The organism is Sorangium sp. So ce296, from assembly GCF_051529605.1.
Classification (GTDB): Bacteria; Myxococcota_A; Polyangia; order Polyangiales; family Polyangiaceae; genus Sorangium; species Sorangium cellulosum_D.
In genome coordinates this window covers 6848127-6865041 of record NZ_CP150325.1, presented here as the reverse complement: position 1 = coordinate 6865041, position 16915 = coordinate 6848127, and the positions used below count along the sequence as shown (strand labels likewise).

At 72.5% G+C, this 16915-nt stretch carries 13 protein-coding genes; 4 read left to right on the top strand and 9 right to left on the bottom strand.

The annotated features are described in order from the left end of the window. Positions 1-155: 155 nt before the first annotated feature. The 6 genes from ribD to WME98_RS25570 form a co-directional block, all read right to left on the bottom strand. On the bottom strand, positions 156-632 hold the full coding sequence (ribD, locus tag WME98_RS25595) for a bifunctional diaminohydroxyphosphoribosylaminopyrimidine deaminase/5-amino-6-(5-phosphoribosylamino)uracil reductase RibD (protein WP_437953682.1): 477 nt from the start codon (positions 630-632) through the stop codon (positions 156-158). A gap of 700 nt (positions 633-1332) precedes the next feature. Continuing rightward, positions 1333-1512, bottom strand: coding sequence for a hypothetical protein (locus WME98_RS25590; RefSeq protein WP_437953681.1), 180 nt, complete (start codon positions 1510-1512; stop codon positions 1333-1335). A 4-nt stretch (positions 1513-1516) separates the two neighbouring features. Continuing rightward, complete coding sequence (locus tag WME98_RS25585; protein WP_437953680.1) at positions 1517-1987, bottom strand: type II toxin-antitoxin system VapC family toxin; 471 nt, start codon at positions 1985-1987, stop codon at positions 1517-1519. Between the two features lie 158 nt (positions 1988-2145). Continuing rightward, complete coding sequence (locus WME98_RS25580; RefSeq protein ID WP_437953679.1) at positions 2146-2565, bottom strand: restriction endonuclease; 420 nt, start codon at positions 2563-2565, stop codon at positions 2146-2148. A gap of 188 nt (positions 2566-2753) precedes the next feature. After that, complete coding sequence (locus tag WME98_RS25575) at positions 2754-2951, bottom strand: hypothetical protein (protein WP_437953678.1); 198 nt, start codon at positions 2949-2951, stop codon at positions 2754-2756. Beyond that, positions 2948-3427: a type II toxin-antitoxin system VapC family toxin gene (locus tag WME98_RS25570; protein ID WP_437953677.1), complete on the bottom strand. Its 480-nt coding sequence runs from the start codon at positions 3425-3427 to the stop codon at positions 2948-2950. The genes WME98_RS25575 and WME98_RS25570 overlap by 4 nt, the downstream gene beginning before the upstream one ends. 851 nt (positions 3428-4278) lie before the next feature. Between WME98_RS25570 and WME98_RS25565 the strand changes: the two genes are divergently transcribed. Further along, positions 4279-7797, top strand: a complete 3519-nt coding sequence (locus WME98_RS25565) for a PD-(D/E)XK nuclease family protein (protein WP_437953676.1) — start codon at positions 4279-4281, stop codon at positions 7795-7797. Positions 7798-7836: 39 nt separating this feature from the next. On the opposite strand, the gene WME98_RS25560 is transcribed toward WME98_RS25565, so the two are convergent. Further along, positions 7837-8292, bottom strand: a complete 456-nt coding sequence (locus tag WME98_RS25560; protein ID WP_437953675.1) for a GFA family protein — start codon at positions 8290-8292, stop codon at positions 7837-7839. 56 nt (positions 8293-8348) lie between these two features. Here WME98_RS25560 and WME98_RS25555 point away from each other — a divergent pair, with 56 nt between their 5' ends. Next, positions 8349-9548: an ABC transporter permease gene (locus tag WME98_RS25555; RefSeq protein WP_437953674.1), complete on the top strand. Its 1200-nt coding sequence runs from the start codon at positions 8349-8351 to the stop codon at positions 9546-9548. Positions 9549-9675: 127 nt separating this feature from the next. Here WME98_RS25555 and WME98_RS25550 read toward each other — a convergent pair whose 3' ends face one another. Together WME98_RS25550 and WME98_RS25545 are read right to left on the bottom strand one after the other, a co-directional pair. Next, positions 9676-13296 (bottom strand): GAF domain-containing protein, encoded by a 3621-nt coding sequence (locus tag WME98_RS25550; protein ID WP_437953673.1) that lies wholly within the window; start codon positions 13294-13296, stop codon positions 9676-9678. Positions 13297-13517: 221 nt separating this feature from the next. Continuing rightward, positions 13518-14321 (bottom strand): CPBP family intramembrane glutamic endopeptidase, encoded by an 804-nt coding sequence (locus WME98_RS25545; protein WP_437953672.1) that lies wholly within the window; start codon positions 14319-14321, stop codon positions 13518-13520. 420 nt (positions 14322-14741) lie between these two features. Here WME98_RS25545 and WME98_RS25540 point away from each other — a divergent pair, with 420 nt between their 5' ends. After that, on the top strand, positions 14742-16124 hold the full coding sequence (locus tag WME98_RS25540; protein WP_437953671.1) for a DUF4142 domain-containing protein: 1383 nt from the start codon (positions 14742-14744) through the stop codon (positions 16122-16124). Positions 16125-16296: 172 nt separating this feature from the next. Further along, positions 16297-16773 carry a hypothetical protein gene (locus tag WME98_RS25535; protein ID WP_437953670.1) on the top strand — a complete coding sequence of 159 codons (477 nt, stop codon included), beginning with the start codon at positions 16297-16299 and terminating at the stop codon, positions 16771-16773. Positions 16774-16915 lie beyond the last annotated feature (142 nt).

The window sequence follows — 16915 nt, the reverse complement described above, 5'->3', positions numbered from 1 at the left end:
TTCGCCGGGCGCCTGGCCGCGGCGTGTACGGCCGTGGGGTTCATGGGGGGAGAGGTCGCGGCGCCGCGCTCGTCAGGGGGGCACGCGGGCGCTGGACGCGTGGGGTACGCGACCGCCGCCGCTCGCGGGGGTGTCGGCGGTGCCGGAGCGCGGCGTCAGGACGTCGGCGTCGCTCGAGCGGGCGCGGCGCTGCGCTCGGCCATGCGCGCGATGTAGGCGCGGTTGAGCTCGCGGCACGCGAGCTCGCGGACGCCGATCGTGACCTCGATCCCGGCGCTCTCGAGCAGGGCCACGCCCTTGCCGGAGACGAGGGGGTTCGGGTCGATCATCCCGATCACGACGCGCCGGACGCCGGATCGGAGGAGGGCGTCGGTGCAGGGCGGCGTGCGGCCGTGGTGGCAGCACGGCTCGAGGTTGACGTAGAGCGTGGCGCCCTCGGCGCGGCCGGCGAGCTTGCGGAGGGCGTCGACCTCGGCGTGGGCCAGCCCGGCTCGCTCGTGGAACCCCTCGGCGAGGACCTCGCCGCCGCGCACGATGACCGAGCCGACCATCGGGTTCGGGGCGGTGCGGCCGGCGGCGCGCCCTGCGAGCTCCAGGCAGCGGTCCATCCAGCGGAGGTCGACGTCGTTCATGCCGGCCCCGGGGCACGGCGGTCCATGAGAGGGCGGAGGGGTGGCCCCGCCGCGGCAGCGCACAGCATGACGCGGCGAGTATAGCGGAGGGCGGCGGGCGAGGTAGCGCCCGTGAGCGAGCTCGCCCGCTCGTCGGGTCCGCGGCCGCGGCGTCACCTTCGGCGGGCAGCGGCTCACCCTGGGGCACGTCCCGTCGGGGAGCTGGGCCCGGAGCGCCGACGGGAAGGGGCGCGAGGGGCTCGCGGAGGATCGCCGGGGGTCGGTGGAGGGAGGCATCTCCAGCGCGGAGATGGGTGCCACCCATGTTTTTGCGGAGGCTCGTCCTCCGGGAGACGGGTGCCACCCATGTTTTTGTGGAGGCACGTCCACCGCGGAGATGGGTGCGACCCATGTTTTTGTGGAGGCACGTCCACCGGGAGACGGGTGCCACCCATGTCCGGCGTGGACGAGCCGGCTCCCCCGGATGGGTTCACGGCGTGCCGCGCGCCCCGGGCGGGGGCGTCCGGACGGCTCCGGCCCTCCTGGCGGGGCTCTTCGAGGGGTCTCGCGAGCTCGTCAGCCATCTCGACGTCGACGCGCTCGTACCATTCCTTCGCATGCTGCCCAACGATTTTGGCTTCTGCCGCGCCTGGGTGCGCTGCGCGTCCCCACACGTCGGTCAGCAAGCCGTCGTTGGGCGGAGCTATCGCCCATCGCCTCGTCAGGAGGCTTTGCGAACGAGCGTCACCTCGCGCGGTGGCAGCCGTACGATCTTCCGCTGGCTCTTGGCCTCGCGCGCCTTGAGCGCCTCGGCGAGCTTATCGATATCGTATTCGTACTGCTCGGCGATGGCGTCGCGGGCAGCACGAACCTCGTCGATGATGGAATCGGAATAGCGCATGATGTTACTCCTCCACGAGCTCCAGAGGCGTGCAGATAATCGGAGGCTCGAAGCCGCCAGCGCGGCAGATCTCCTCGATCTTGGGGCGCATCGTGGCGTTGGCGATGTGCGCGCAGTTCCACGTGAGCAGGTAGCGCATGCCGTGCGCCGCAGAGAGCGCGATATGAACTGCATCGCCGGCTGCCTTGGACGGGAGGGCGGCGGCGCGAAGGAGCTGCCGGGCGAGCCCGACAGCCTCTGGCGTGAGCTCCAGCAGCGGCAGATCGCCGAGCGCCTGGAGCCGCAACGCTGCCGCGCCAGGGTCGCCCGCCGAAGCTTCGTCGACCACGAGCTGCGAGATGTACAAGTCGTACGCGTCGCGCCCTGCCCACCACTCGCCGGTCACCTCTCGGTGCGCCGCTCGCACCAGGTCGCGGCTCGGCCTGGCGGTCAGGTAACTGACGATGCTGGTTTCTATGTAAACGCTCGGTTTCATGCACAGGGCTCGGGGATGAGGCTCGTGGATCGTACAGGCCCGCGGCAGATCAGGCAACGCTCGTTCAGCCGACGAGCGAGCGGGCGGTGTACCAGGGGAAGGGACTGCGGGCGCCTCTCGTGCTCGTGCGGGTGGCGGGCGTGCGTGCCCTAGCTGGTCTAGATCTCGATCCGCTCATCTCTGAGTACAACACGAGACTTAACCACGAGTTCAATATCCTTAAGCGTTGGTGGGCGCAACCGAGCGCAGAGGTTCAGGGCCGCCAAGAAGCGTTCCCCATCAACTAGCTCGACAACGATGCCCCGCGCCTGCGCCCGCCCTGCCAGGTGCTTCGTTGGCCCAGTGAATCGCGAGGACGTCACGAGCATTCCGGAGTGGACACCCTCGACATACATCGTACCCACGAGTTCGCAAAACACCTCAACATCTACCTTATTCCTCGATTGCTTCACTTGAACGAAGATGGTCCCGCGCGTGCTACTATCCAGAATAATGTCTACGCCGCCGTCCTTGGAACGAGCAGTTACTCGCGCCTGATACCCAAACGATCGCAAAATGGCAGCGGTGGCATCCTCCATGGTGGCCCAAGACTTTGACGCGCCGCGCCTCAGAAGATGCTATTCAACTTCTTGCTGAAGCAGACTGAGCGTGGTTTCGTCATCAAAACCATCATATGCATCGTCCCCGCGTCGTCGCGTTGGCTATGGGCGAAGCTTGTCCATGCTCCTTTCCGATCAATACCTCCGCCGGCCCAACGATCTGGCAATCAGCGACGAGGTGCGGGCGTCGCCTGCGCCTCGTCCGCTGCATCGCCTTGTTGGGTGGCCTCCGGGCCACCGCTACGCGGAACGCCCGCTTCAAGGCGTCGAAACGCCTTGAACAGCTCGTGAATGTCATAGCCACATTCCTTCGCAATCTGGTCGCGAATTGCGCGCACTTCGTCGACGATGGCATCGCGGATCATTGATCCTCCTGTGGCGGCAGCTCGTCTGGTGTGCAGATGACGGGCGGTCGAAACCCACTATCCCTGCACACGGACTCTATGCGTGGCCGCATCGTAGCGTTCGCAATATGCGTACAGTTCCAGGTCAGCAGAAAATCGAGTCCATGAACGGCCGCTATGGCCACGTGCGCAGCGTCGACGATTGCCTTTGGAGGCATGGCTGCCCGCTTGATGAGGATCGCGGCAAGCGTCTCCGCTTCCTCCGTTCCTGCGAGGACGGCGATCCCCGCGGCCGCCCCGAGCCGCCGAGCAGCCGCCGCGGGGTCGCCCCGGCGCGCTTCGGTCAGCACCGGGTCGGAGAGAAACAGCTCGAACTCGTCGCGCCGCGCCCACCAGCCGATTGTGACCTGCTGGCGGGCGGCCTGGATGATGTCTCGGCTTGGCAGCGCGGTCAGATAGCTCAAGATCGACGTTTCGACATAGACGCGCGGTCTCACGGGCGGCTCCTCGCGAAGGCGCGCTCCCGCCGACGCACTTGGAGCATACCAGGCCCAGGCGCGCGCGCCCAGGTCGTCACGCGCAAGTTCTCGGACTACGTGGCAAATTCGGGAGGATCAGGACGGTTCAGATCGGGCGGCCCGCTGGTCGTCGAGACGGGCCGATGCGGGCCCGGGCGCGCGTCCCCCATCGTCGAGACGGGCCCGTCCGCGCGAGCTCTCCAGGGGCAGACGCATGGGATGTTGTGCTCCGCTGCGGGCGTGCCTGCATTCACTCACGCGCGCCCGCCCAACGTCGCTATGATCTGTGACGCACGGCCCGTCTGCGCATTCCAGCATGTAGGCCGCGAGCCACCGCGGCCTACGATCCGCATTCCCACGGATGGGGCGCATCTCCGCGGCTTACGTCCGTAATCGGGTGGATAGGTCGTGACCTTCTGCGTCCTATCGGCGCATCTTCGTCGATAGGCTGCTGCATGAGCGCGTAGTCCGGCCGTTCGGCTGCCGGCGCTCCGGTCCGTCGAGCCACACGGATTGCACCCAGGACGCCGCGCCCGTGCGGCCGAAACCAGGGCGAAGCTCGCGTGTGCATGCTCAATCGACGAGGCGGTGGGAATCTCGCGCGTGGTGGCGTACGCGGCGCAACCGTCGAGGCCAAGCAGCGCGCGGGCCTCCGCCCGGCAGCCTCGACGGGACCGAAGCCGGCGGCCTCGACCGGCCCGGCGCCAGCGCCGTCCTGCTCGGCGGCGGGTTTCCTCCACCGCCGTTCTGCTTCACACTCCCGACCTGCACCGTCGTGCAGCGGTCTCCCCCGAGCCCCCGCGGCCTCCGCCGCATCCCTCATCGCCCTCGTGCCCCACGCCGTCATCACCTCGCCCAGCGCCGCTGCCCGCCTCGATCGCGCCGTGGGCTGGCTGCGCCGTCGGCGCCCCGCCGAGCGCGTGCTCCTCGTCGGCGCGTCGGTCGAGGCCGCGAGCGAGCTCGCCCGCGCGTCGATCCGCGGCCGCCGCGCCACCTTCGGCTGGCACCGGCTCACCCTGGGGCGCGTCGCCGCCGCGCTCGCGATGCCGGCGCTCGCCGCGCGCGGCCTCGTCCCGGCCAGCGCCCTCGCGATCGAGGCGCTGTGCGCGCGCGCCATCGGCGGGCTCGCGCAGGACGGGCTGCTCGGCCGCTTCGCCCGCGTCGCGGATCGGCCCGGACTGCCGCGCGCCGTGGCGCGGACGCTCGACGAGGTGCGGCTCGCCGGCGTCGATCCGGACGCGCTCGCCCCGGCCGATCTCGACGGCATCGCCCGCGCCTTCGACGCCGCCCTGGACGCGGCCGGGCTCGCCGATCGCGCGCTCGTCCTGCGCCTCGCGGCCGAGCGCGCCCGCGTCGACGACGGCGGCGACCCGCGCGCGAGGCACCCGCTGCTCGGGCTGCCGATGCTCCTGCTCGACCTGCCGGTGCGGTTCGCGCTGGAGCGCGAGCTGATCGAGGCGCTGGCCGCGCGCTCGCCCGACGCGCTCGCCACCGTGCCCGCCGGCGACGCCGCGTCGCTGCGCCACCTCGAGGCCGCGCTCCGGTCGCCGGCGCGGCGGATCTCGCTGACCGCGGTCTCGGCCGCGCACGACGGCGCCGGCGCGGCCAGCGACGCGGGCGGCGACGCGGACGACGCGCACGACGCGGACGACGGGCCGCCGCCGGGCGCGCCCAGCACCTCGCTCGCGCGCCTGCAGGAGCACCTGTTCGATCCGCTCACCGACGAGGCGCCGGGGCTCGGCGACGAGGTGGAGATCCTCTCCGCGCCCGGGGAGAGCCGGGAGTGCGTGGAGCTCGCCCGCATCGCGCTGCGCGAGGCCGGCCGCGGCGTGCCGTTCGAGCGCATGGCGATCCTCCTGCGCGCGCCCGAGCAGTACCGCGCCCACCTCGTCGAGGCGCTGCGCCGGGCCGGGATCCCCGCGTACTTCGCGCAGGGCTCGGTCCAGCCCGATCCGGCCGGCCGGGCGCTGCTCGCGCTGCTCGCGTGCGCGGCCGAGCACCTCTCGGCGTCGCGCTTCGCCGAGTACCTCTCGCTCGGGCAGGTGCCCGACGCCACGCCCGCGGGCGAGCCGCCCCCGGCCGCGTCCGAGGCCGACCGGTGGGTGCCGCCGGACGACGACTTCTTCCCCGCGCTCCTGCGCGGCGAGCTCGACGACGGCGCGGAGGAGCTCGGGGACGCGCTGGCGATCGGAGATGAAGAGGAGGCGCTCTCCCGCGGCGGCGCGCTGCCCCGCGCAGGCGCGTCGGAGCCGCCGGGCGCGCCGGAGCCGCCGGGCGCGCCCGAATCGCAGGCTGCGCCGGGCGCGCCGAGCGGCGACCGCGACGCCCCTGTGCAGGACGGCACCCTGCGCGCCCCGCGGCGCTGGGAGCGGATCCTCGTCGACGCGGCGGTGATCGGCGGGCTCGACCGGTGGAAGGCGCGGCTCTCCGGCTTCGAGCGGGAGCTCCGGCAAGAGCTCGCGCGCGCCCCGGAGGAGCGCGACGCCGCGCGCATCGCGCGGACGCTCGCCGACCTCGCGGCGCTGCGCGACTTCGCGCTGCCGCTCCTCTCGGCGCTGCCGAGCCCGGGCGAGCGGGCGACGTGGGGCGCGTGGCGCGACCGGCTCTCGGCGCTCGCGACGCGCGCGCTCCGGCGCCCCGAGCGGGTGCTCGCGGTGCTCGCCGAGCTCGCGCCGATGGCCGACGTGGGCCCCGTCGACCTCGGCGAGGTGCGCCTCTGCCTCGCGCACCGGCTCACCGACCTCGTGCTGCCCCCGGCCGCCCGCCGCGACGGGCGCCTCTTCGTCGCGCCGATCGAGGCCGCCCGCGGGCGCTCGTTCGACGTGGTCTTCGTGCCCGGGCTCGCCGAGCGGATCTTCCCGCAAAAGGTCGTCGAGGACCCGATCCTCCGCGACGCGCTCCGCCGGGCGATCGCCGGGGGCGCCTCGGGCCTCGACACGAGCGACGACCGGGTGGCGCGCGAGCGCCTCGCGCTCCGGCTCGCGGTCGGCGCGGCCCGCCGCAAGCTCGTCGTGTCGTACCCGCGCGTCGACATGGACCAGTCGCGGCCGCGGGTGCCGTCGTTCTACGGGCTCGAGCTCCTGCGCGCGGCCGAGGGCAGGCTGCCCGGCTTCGGCGAGCTCGAGCGCCGCGCCGAGCAGGGCGGCGCCGCGCGCATCGGCTGGCCCGCGCCCGCGCGGCCCGAGGACGCCATCGACGCGGCGGAGCACGACCTCGCGCTCCTGGAGACGCTCTTCAGCCTCCCGGAGGACCGGACCATCGGCACGGCGCGCTACCTGCTCGGCGCGAACCCGCACCTCGCGCGGGCACTCCGGTTCCGGGCGCGGCGCTGGATCCCGGCGTGGACGAGCGCGGACGGGCTGTTCAAGCCGGCCGCGGAGGCGCGCGAGGCGCTCGCGAAGCACGCGTTCGGGCGCCGGTCGTTCTCGCCGACCGCGCTCCAGCACTTCGCCGCGTGCCCCTACCGGTTCTTCCTCTACGCCGTGCACAAGCTCGCGCCGCGCCCGGCGCCGGAGGCGATCGAGGAGCTCGACCCGCTCCAGCGCGGCCGGCTCGTGCACGACGTGCTCTACGAGGTGCTCGTCGCGCTGCGCGACGCGGGCAAGCTGCCGGTGAGCGTGGCCTCGCTCGACGACGCGCGGGCCGAGCTCGATCGGGCGCTCGACCGCGTGGCCGCGCGCTACGCCGACGAGCTCGCGCCGGCGATCCAGCGCGTCTGGGACGACGGGATCGCGTCGGTGCGGGCCGATCTCCGCGAGTGGCTGCGGCGCGCCGCGGAGGACCGCGACTGGGAGCCGATCCATTTCGAGCTGTCGTTCGGGCTGCCGCGCCGCTTCGCCACCCGGGATCCGGGGAGCTCGGACCAGCCGGTGGAGCTCGACTGCGGGGTCAAGCTCCGGGGGTCGATCGACCTCGTCGAGCGGAGCGTGTGGGGCGCGATGCGGGCGACCGACTACAAGACGGGCAAGGCGCGGGCGCCGCGCGACGCGGTCGTGAGCGGCGGGGGCACGCTCCAGCCGGTCCTCTACGCGCTCGCGCTGGAGAAGCTCATGCCGGCGGGGACGCAGGTCGAGTCGGGGCGGCTCTATTACTGCACGTCCGCCGGCGGCTTCACCGAGGTGCCGATCTACCTGGACGCGCGGGCCCGCGAGGCGGCCGCGCAGGTGGCGGGGATCATCGGCGACGCGATCGACAGGGCGGCGCTCCTGCCGATGCCGGCGGAGGGGGCGTGCGCGCAGTGCGATTACCGGCCCGTGTGCGGGCCGTACGAGGAGCTCAGGACCGGGAAGATCAAGCGGCGCGACATCGACCAGCGCCGGCGGCTGGAGCAGCTCCGCAGGCTGGCGTGAGCGCGGGTGTCGCGCGCGGGCGCGGGCGGAGGGTGCCAGTCACCCGGGCTCGCCAGGAGCCGGCGACGCGCTCGGGGCGCCGGTGACCCACGGCGGATCTTCCGCGTGCTGCTTCGCGCCCGAGAGGGGCGGCAGCCACGGCTCGCGGCGCTTGATCCAGATCTCGTAGCTCGGAGCGAGATCCGTCGGAGCGTCGTCCAGACATCCCAGCTTGATCTCGACCTCGCCCTCCGCCTCCCGCAGCGAGAACAGCCGCGACCCGCACGTCGAGCAGAAGCTGCGTCCCTCCCAGCACCTCGTCTCGCCCGTCGACTCGAAGCTCGACCACGGCCACACCGCGTACGGCATGAAGACGCAGCCGGTCTCCTTCCTGCACGACGTGCAGTGGCAGAGCCCCACGCGCACAGGCTCGCCACGAAGCTGAAACCTCACGGCGCCGCAGGCGCAGCTGCCGCTCCGGACACGCTCGAATCCAGCTCGCAGTTCGTCTCCCATCGCGCGCTCTTGGCCCATCGTAGCCAGCGCCGCGCTCGCGTTCTATACACTTCGTCATGGTCAAGGAAATCGCTCTACCCTGCGCCCTGCTCGCGCTCGGAGCGGCGGGCACCGGTTGCAATCTCATTTTCGGCATCGAGCCCGGCACGGACGCGATCCCCTCCTCGTCCTCGACGACGGCCTCCGCGGCGACGGCGGCCACGGGCTCCGGAGATGGCGGCTCGGCGCAGGCCACGTCGGGCGCCGGCGGCGCCGGCGGCGCCGGTGGCGCCGATGGGGCGGGCGGGCGCGCGCCCTCGTGCCCTCCATCGAGCTGCGCCGCGGGAGAGTGCCCCGTGACGCAGATGCCAGGGGTGCTCGGGTCCAACCCGAAGGGCATGGCGGTCACCCCGGATGCCGTGCTGATGGCCAACGACGAGGCCATCGTCGCCATCCCGAAGGACGGCGGGGCCGCGCGCACGCTCCCGGGCACCCTCGGATTCGGCGACACCACCTGGGTCACCTACTCGGGCGGGCAGCTCTCGTGGATGAACTGGAGCAACGGAGACGTGCTGGGGATCTCCGTCGATCCGCCGAGCTCCAGCCCGATCCGGATCGCGGAGGTCCCTCGGCAGGAGGACGAGGATGTCATTCCGGGCTTCGGCCGGATCGCCTCGTTCGGCGACAGCGTCTACTGGGCGACGCAGACGCCCCCGGCCGTCTGGCGGGCCAAGGCGGACGGCAGCCAGCCCGTCGCCGAGCAGGTCGCCACCAGCGACCACCCGATCGGCGTCGCCGTCGACGCGACGCACGTCTACTGGTCGGATTACTGGGCAAGCCAGATCCTGCGCAAGACGAAGGAGCCGCTCGGCGAGACCGCCGAGGTCTTCGCGGAGACGAACGGCAACCCGACCGAGATCGTGCTCGCGGACGGCGTCGTGTACTGGGTGACCGACAACACCGGTGCAGTCCAGTCCAAGGCGACGGACGCGGAGCCGGGCGCCCCGCCCTTCACCACCACGGTCGACGCCCAGGCCGTCGCCAAGTCGCTCGCGGTCGACGACGAGTTCGTCTACTGGACCGTTTACGAGAACAGCGAGGGGCAAGGGGAGGTGCGCAGGGCGCACATCGGCAAGGGGGACACGATCACCCTCACGACCGGACAGCCGTACTTCTTCGAGATCGCCGTCGACTGCGGGTTCATCTATTGGAACGTCAACGACCTGGAAGCCGAAGAGGACGCCGTGGTGTTCCAGATGCCGAAGCCCTCGAACTGAGCGCGGCCCCGCGCCTCCCCGGGTCGCCGCGATCGCGAGCGCGCATCGACCACGGCCCGCCTGGCCGAGGCGGGGTCTCCAATCCCGTGTCCGCGTCTCCAAGAGCGAGCGCCCCAGGCGCCGTGCGCTACGCCGCGCCCTGCGCCTCTTCCCGCTTCGGCCACGTGAACCGGAAGGTCGCGCCGCTCTTGCCGTCCGACTCCACCCAGGCCCGCCCGCCGCGGCTCTCCACGATCTTCCGCACGATGGCAAGGCCGATCCCGGTGCTCTCCACCTTGTCGCGCGCCTGCAGCGTCTGGAACATCCCCCACACCTTCTCCTGAAACGCAGGGGCGATGCCAGGCCCGTTGTCCAACACCGAGAACTCGTACTGATCGCCCTGCTCCCGGGCGGAGACGGACACCGCCGCATCCTCGCGGCCAGCGTGCTTGAGCGCGTTCGTGATCAGGTTCATCAAGACCTGTTGCAGCGGCACCCGGTACGTCCGCAGGGTCGCGGGCGGCACGTCGAGCGTGACCCGCGCTGGCGGCTTGGGGGCGATGAGCTCGACCACCTCCCGCGAGAGCTTCTCGAGGTCCACGCTCTCCGGCTTCTCGCGGAACCTCGTGGCGCGGGAGTAGGCCAGGATCCCCTCGATCAGGGCCTCCATGCGCCGCACGCGGCCGCGCAGCATCTCCATCTGCTGGCGCGTGTCCTCGGTGAGCTTGTCCGACAGGTCCTCCTCGATCCACTGGGCGAGGCTCGCGATGCCGCGGAGCGGCGCCTTCAGATCATGGCTCGTCACGTACGCGAACTGGTCGAGCTCGGCGTTGGTGCGCTCCAGCGCGCGGATGAGCGACTGCGCCTCCCGGAACAGCCGGGCGTTGTCCATCGCCACCGCCGCCTGGGCGGCGAGGCCGACGGTGATGCGCTCGGAGCGCTCGGTGAAGACGCCCGGCTTCGGGTGGCCGAAGAACATGCCGCCGATGACCTTGCCGCTCCGCGAGACCACGGGGACGGCCAGGTAGCTCGCGACGGGGAGGTGCCCCTCCGGCAGGCCGTGATGAGGAGCGCTCTTTCCGTAGCGCGGATCCCGGGTCACGTCGTCGAGGCGGATCACGCCCTCTCCGCGGAACGTCGGCGCGAACAGCGCCGTGTTGCGCGGCATCGGGAAGCGCGAGAAGGCCTCCCTCGGCGCCCCCGAGAGCGCGTACAGCATGTAGCTGCCGCTCTGCGCGTCGCTCACGTTGTAGAAGAACGCGCCGAACTCCGCGCCGGAGAGCTTCGTCCCCGCGTCCGTGACCGACTGGACGAGCGCGTCGAGCTCGAGCTCCGCCGACAGCACCTGCCCCACCTCGTGGAGCGTCTCGAGCACCTCGGCGTGCTCTCGCGTGAGCCGCTCGGCCTCGCGCTGCTGGCTGATATCCATGTTGCAGCCCACGTACTCGCGCACGCTGCCGTCCGTGGCGCGGACCGGCGCCGCGCGCGCCACCGTATGGGCATACGAGCCGTCTCTCCGGCGGAGCCTGTACTCGGCTTCGTACACGGCGCCGCGCGCCGTCGCGTCCGCCCACGCCCGCATCATCGCCTCCCGATCGTCGGGGTGGACCGCTCGCAGGAAGCCGCTCTCCAGGTACTCGGCCTCGTCCTGGCCCGTGAACTCGAGCCAGCTCGGCGAGCTCTCGACGACCTTGCCGTCCGCCGTGGCCGTCCACACGACGGCCGTGGTCGCCTGGACCAGCGTCCGGAGGCGCGCCTCGCTCGTGGCGAGCTCGATCGCGAGCTGCTCGACGTGGCGGCGCGCCAGCACCTGATCGGTCACCTCGAACGCGAACGCCATGACGCCCTCGGTGCTGCCGTCCGGCGCGCGCATCGCCTGGTAGACGAAGTTGAAGAAGCGCTCTTCCTCCGGTCCGGCGGCGCCGCGGCGCAGGCGGAGGGGCACCGACGTGCCGACGTAGGGTTGACCGCTCCGGTAGACCGCGTCCAGGAGCTCGAAGATGCCTTGGCCGTCCAGCTCGGGGAGCGCGCCCCGGATCGGCCTGCCCAGCACCTCTCGTCCGCCGAGGATGTCTCGATACGTCGGATTCACCAGCTCGAAGACGTGCTCGGGGCCGCGCATGATGCAGATGCCGGCCGGCGCCTGGTTGAACAGGCCCGCGAGCTGCTGGCGAGACGCGTCGACCTGCTGGAACAGCCTCGCGTTGTCGATCTGCAAGGCCACGCGGTTCGCGAGCTCCTCGGCGAGCGCGACGTCCGCCTCGCAGAAGCGCCGGCCCGACTCGGCGTGGACCAGCGTGAGCGCCCCGATGTTCCGATCGCGCCCCCGGAGCGGGACGACGACATAGGACCTGAGGCCCAGCGACCGGATCAGGCGCAGGTGCTCGGGGTTCATCGCGGCGGACTCGAGCATCGAGCCCGGGATGTCGGCCATCCACTCGGGGCGACCGGTGCGGATGACCGCGGGCACGCCCGTCGGGGCGTCGTGCCGGGGCGGGGACATCGCCCGCAGGCGCGCGCCCAGCTCGATCTTCGCCGGATCGCAGTGGTGAACGGCCACGCGCTCGACGGTGTCGCCGTTCAGCATGTCGACGGCGCACCAGTCCGCGAGCGTGGGCACGGCGAGGTGGGTCAGGTGCGCGAGCCGCGCCCCGACGTCGAGCGAGTTCGAGAGCACGGCGCCCGCCTCGCTCAGCAGGCGCAAGGTCGCCTGCTGCCGCTCGAGCTCGGCCGCGAGCATCTCCGCGCGCGCCCGGGCCTGTCGCTCCTGCTCGAGCAGGCGCGCCCGGTCGAGCGCCGACGCGCACTGCGCGGCCACGCTGAGCAAGAACTCGCGCTCTTCGTCGGTCCACGCCCGCTCGGCCGCGAACGAGAACGAGAGCGCGCCGAGCAGCTCTCCGTGGGCGACGATCGGCAGGACGGCGAGCGCCTGGATGTCGTCGCGAGCAGGCCTGAGCGCCGCGAGCTCGGGGTACGCCGCGTACAAGCTCCTCTGGGTGCCCACCCAGATCGGGCGGCGCTGCCGGAGCGCCTCCGAGAGCGGCAGTCGGGCGTCGAGCGGCACGATCGCGTAAGGGCTCGCGCGCTGCTCCTCCAGCCCCGATTGGGCGATCAGCGTCGCGGCCCCGGCCGCCGCGTCCGCCGCGTACATCATCGTGGTCGAGGCGCCGAGCACGCGGTGGACGTCGCAGACGACGGCGGAGGCCATCTGTTCGATCGTCATCGCGCCGCTCAGCGCGGAGCTGATCGCGAGCAGCGCCTGCGTGAGCCGGGCGCTGCGATCGAGCTCCTCGAGGCGCCGCGAGAGCTGCGCCGCGAGCTCGCCGCGCTCCGCCTCGACCTGCTTCAGCCGGGAGATGTCGGCGAACACCGAGATCCCCCCCTCGAGCTCGCCTCCGGGCCCGATGATCGGCGCGGCGCTCCCGAGGACCATGCCGCGCGTCCCGTCGAAGCGCTGGATGCGGGTCTCCTCGCTCTCGATGACCTGCCTCGCGGACATCGCGCGCGCCATCGCCCAGTCGGCGGCCTCGTACGGGCGGCCATCCTCGTGGAAGGCGCGATACAGCGTCCAGTCCTGCATCGACTCGGTCGAGGCGCTGCCGGCCCAGATGCGCTCGGCCGATCGGTTGTGCAGGACGAGCTTCCCGGAGGCGTCGCAGATGATGACGCCGTGCGGGCTGTGCTCGAGCACCGCGTTGAGCCACCCGCGATCGCGGGAAGCCACGGCGCGGAGCCGCTCGAGCTCGCGCTTCAGGGCTTCGATGTCCATGGCGTCGACGCTGATCGAGGGCCCGGAGGACGGGCGGGGGTGCGCGGAGGTTCCCATAGAGTGACCGCAACCGGAGGCTCGGGGCGGGGCCGAGGCGTCGCTCGGGCGGCTATCGCCCGGAGCTTACGCTCATCGGCGGCGCTGCGAAAGGCGGCGCAGCGAGCGGCGGCGCGGGCCGGATCGCGCGCGGCCCCGTCGCGCGAGGCCGCGGCCGGAGCGGCTCACGCCGCGCGCGATCGAGGCTGCGCCGCCGCGGCCTCCGCCCACGCCTGCCGGGTCTGCATGCGCCGCGCCGCGACCGCGGCGGCGGCGATCGCGGCGATCGTCGTCACGAGGAGCGGCGTCGCGCCGTCGCCGGAAAGGTGCGCGCGCGAGACGTTGTCGAGGTGGATGCCGAGGTGCGCCGCCCACGCGACGAGCATGCTGCCGCCGGAGGCGAGGTGCAGCGCCGTCATCAACACGCTCAGCGAGGTGATGAAGAGCGCGCTCAGCGGGAGCGACCACCACGGGACGCCCGGCAGGCACATCATGGGAAGGTGCCAGAGGGTCCACGCAGCGCCGATGATGAGGCTGGCGCGAACGGGCCCGTGCGCCGGCAGGAGCCGCGGGAGGGCATAGCCGCGCCAGCCGAGCTCCTCGCCGAGGGGCGCGAGCACGGCGATGCCGCGCTGCTCCGGGGTGATCGGGGCGTAGAGGAGCGTCGCCGGCGCGCTCCCGCCGGCGAGCGCGAGCAGCGCGAGGCCGAGGAGGTGCAGTAGCGCCGGCATGCACAGCGCGAGCGGCGCGTAGGCCCAGCCCGCGGGGGCGCGGCGCGGTGAGAACAGCCCGGAGAGCCCGGCGCGGCCGCGCTCCTTCCAGGCGCACACCGCTGCTGCGATCGAGGGGCCGACGGCGCCGAGCGCGAGCGGCGCCATGGCGGCCTCCGGCGGGATGGGCGCGCCCCACTGCTGGAGGACGAGCGGCAGCTGGCATAGCCAGGTGATGGCATAGGCGAGGACGAAGAACCGAACGACGGTCGGCGGCATGGCCCCGTGTGACAGCCGCGCGCGCCGGAGGGTTCCCGTCGGCGCGCGGCGAGCAGGTTCTTGGGGGCGCGCACGGCGGCTCGGCTGTCAGGCGGCCTGTCCGGCCCGCGCCGGCGCGGACGGGGGCGAGCGGCGGCTCCGGGGCGGCGCTCCGGGCGGGCGCATGCGCGGAGAGGTCAATGAGCGTGAGAGAGAGCCGCAGCTGCGGGCAGGCTGTTTTGCGACGGGCAGGGTCGACGTTGAGCGCGACTACGATTCTCGCGCAGATCGCGCCGGAGGCGTGGCGCTCTCGGGGAAAAGACGATGCCGGCTTCGGGCTCCCCCTCGCTCACCATCCCCGCGGCGCGAACCCAGATGTTGGGGGCCGATAACCGGCAGGTGAGCGCGACAGCGCGCCGATATCGAGCAAGGAGCAAGCAGATGTTGGGCAATCGTTCAGGTCGCCTCATGGCGATCATGTTCGCGGGGAGCTTTGTCCTCGCGGGGGCTGGCGGCTGCATCGGCGGCGACGAGGATGCCGAGGCGGGCCGCGAGGGGACGGCCGGCGACCAGGGGACCGGCAGGGGCACCACGGACGCAGACAGGAGCGGCGGCCAGACAGGCAGAGACGGCGCGAGGGGCGGCGGCGGGCACCGCGGCGGGCAGGCCGGCCAGCAAGGCGGGCACCGCGGCGGGCAGGCCGGCCAGCAAGGCGGGCACCGCGGCGGGCAGGCCGGCCAGCAAGGCGGGCAGCGCGTCGGCGGGCAGGCCGGCGGCCACCGCGTCGGCGGCACGCACGAGTGCGGCGAGCAGGCCGGCTATCAAGGCGGCAGGCAGGGAGGCCGCGGCGAGATCGGCAGTCGAGTCGACAGGCAAGGCGACCGCGGGCAGGGCGGCCGGCAAGGCGCGATGCAGCAGGGGTCGGAGGCGGAGATCACGTTGCTGGTCTCGCTCATTCACCAGAAGGAGGTCCAGCTGTCGGAGATCGCCCGAGACAAGGCCGAGTCTCCGGAGGTGCAGCGCTACGCCGAGCAGATCATCGAGGAGCACTCGCAGGCGGGGCAGCGCGGGGCGGAGCTGTCGAAGGGCGGCAGGGCCAGCATCGAGGCCTGCTCGCGCTGCGAACAGCTCGAGGCCAGCTCGACCGAGCTGAGCGAGTCGCTGGAAGACCAGGAAGGCGCCGAGTTCGACATCGCCTACATCTGGGCGCAGGTCTCCTTCCATCGCCGCGCCCTCGAGCTCCTCGACATGCCGTTCGTCGCGAGCGCGGACAACGCGAGGGTGCGCGCTCAGGTGAAGGCGATGCGAGCGGACGTCGAGCAGCACCTGAGAGAGGCCGAGCAGCTCTTCTGCACGCTGCTGCAGGAGCAGCAGCAAGGCGGCCAGCAGCAAGGCGCCCAGCGCGGGCAGCAAGGCGGCCAGTACGGGCAGCAAGGCGGTCAGTACGGGCAGCAAGGCGGCCAGTACGGGCAGCAAGGCGGCCAGCAGCAGGGCCCGCAGAAGCAAGCGCAGCAGCAGCGCGGCCAGCAGCAGGGCGCCCAGTTCGGGCAGCAAGGCGTCCAGCAGCGAGGACAGCAGGGCGCGCAGTCCGGGCAGCGGGGCGCCCAGTTCGGACAGCAGGGTGCCCAGCTCGTCCAGCAGCAACGCGGCCAGCAGCAGGGCGCCCAGCTCGTCCAGCAGCAACGCGACCAGCAGCAGGGTGCCCAGCTCGGCCAGCAGCAACGCGGCCAGCAGCAGGGCGCCCAGTTCGGCCAACAGCAACGCGGCCAGCAGCAGGGCGCCCAGCTCGGCCAGCAGCAACGCGGCCAGCAGCAGGGCGTCTAAGCTCGGCCAGCAGCAACGCGGCCAGCAGCAAGGCCCGCAGGCGTACGCGCAGCAGCAAGGCAGTCAGCAGGATCAGCGGTAAGGGGAATCCCTCCCCGATCGTGGCCGCGTTCTTCAGGTTCGCGCGGGCCGCGGATATATTGGCCCTCACGCCCGACGCCTGAGAGGCCCCATGATCCCCCGCCGCCGACTGCACCGCGCCGTCTTCTCGCTCGCCGCCCTCTACAACGCCTGCTGGGGGCTTTACGCGGCGCTCGACCCGCAATGGCTGTTTCGCTTCGCGGGCATGCCGCCCCTCAACCACCCCGCGATCTTCGCCTGCCTCGGGATGGTGGTCGGGGTCTACGCCATCCTCTATGCGGAGGTCGCGCGCGCCCCGGAACGCGGCTTCCTCCTCGCCGCCGTCGGCCTCCTCGGCAAGCTCCTCGGGCCGATCGGCCTCGCGGCCCTGCTCGCGACCGGGCAGTGGCCGCCCCGGTCCGCCGTTCTCTGCCTGACGAACGACCTCATCTGGTGGGTCCCGTTCGGCGTGTATCTCCACGACGCGTGGCCGTTCTTCGTGCGTCAGTGGAGGGCCCCAACAGAGGGCGACCTCGCCGAGCTTCGAGGCGGATCCCCGTCACGGCGCGGGGCGCATCACGCGCCTTGACGAGGATCTGCTCCAGGCGGGTGCGACGCGCGCGGCTGCGAGCCCCGGGCGAGGGTAATGTGCCAGCGTTCGCCGGGCGCGAGGCCCGGCAGGAAGGTGGTCAACGCATGAGCTCGAACAGGGTAGCTGTCGTCGTCGGTGT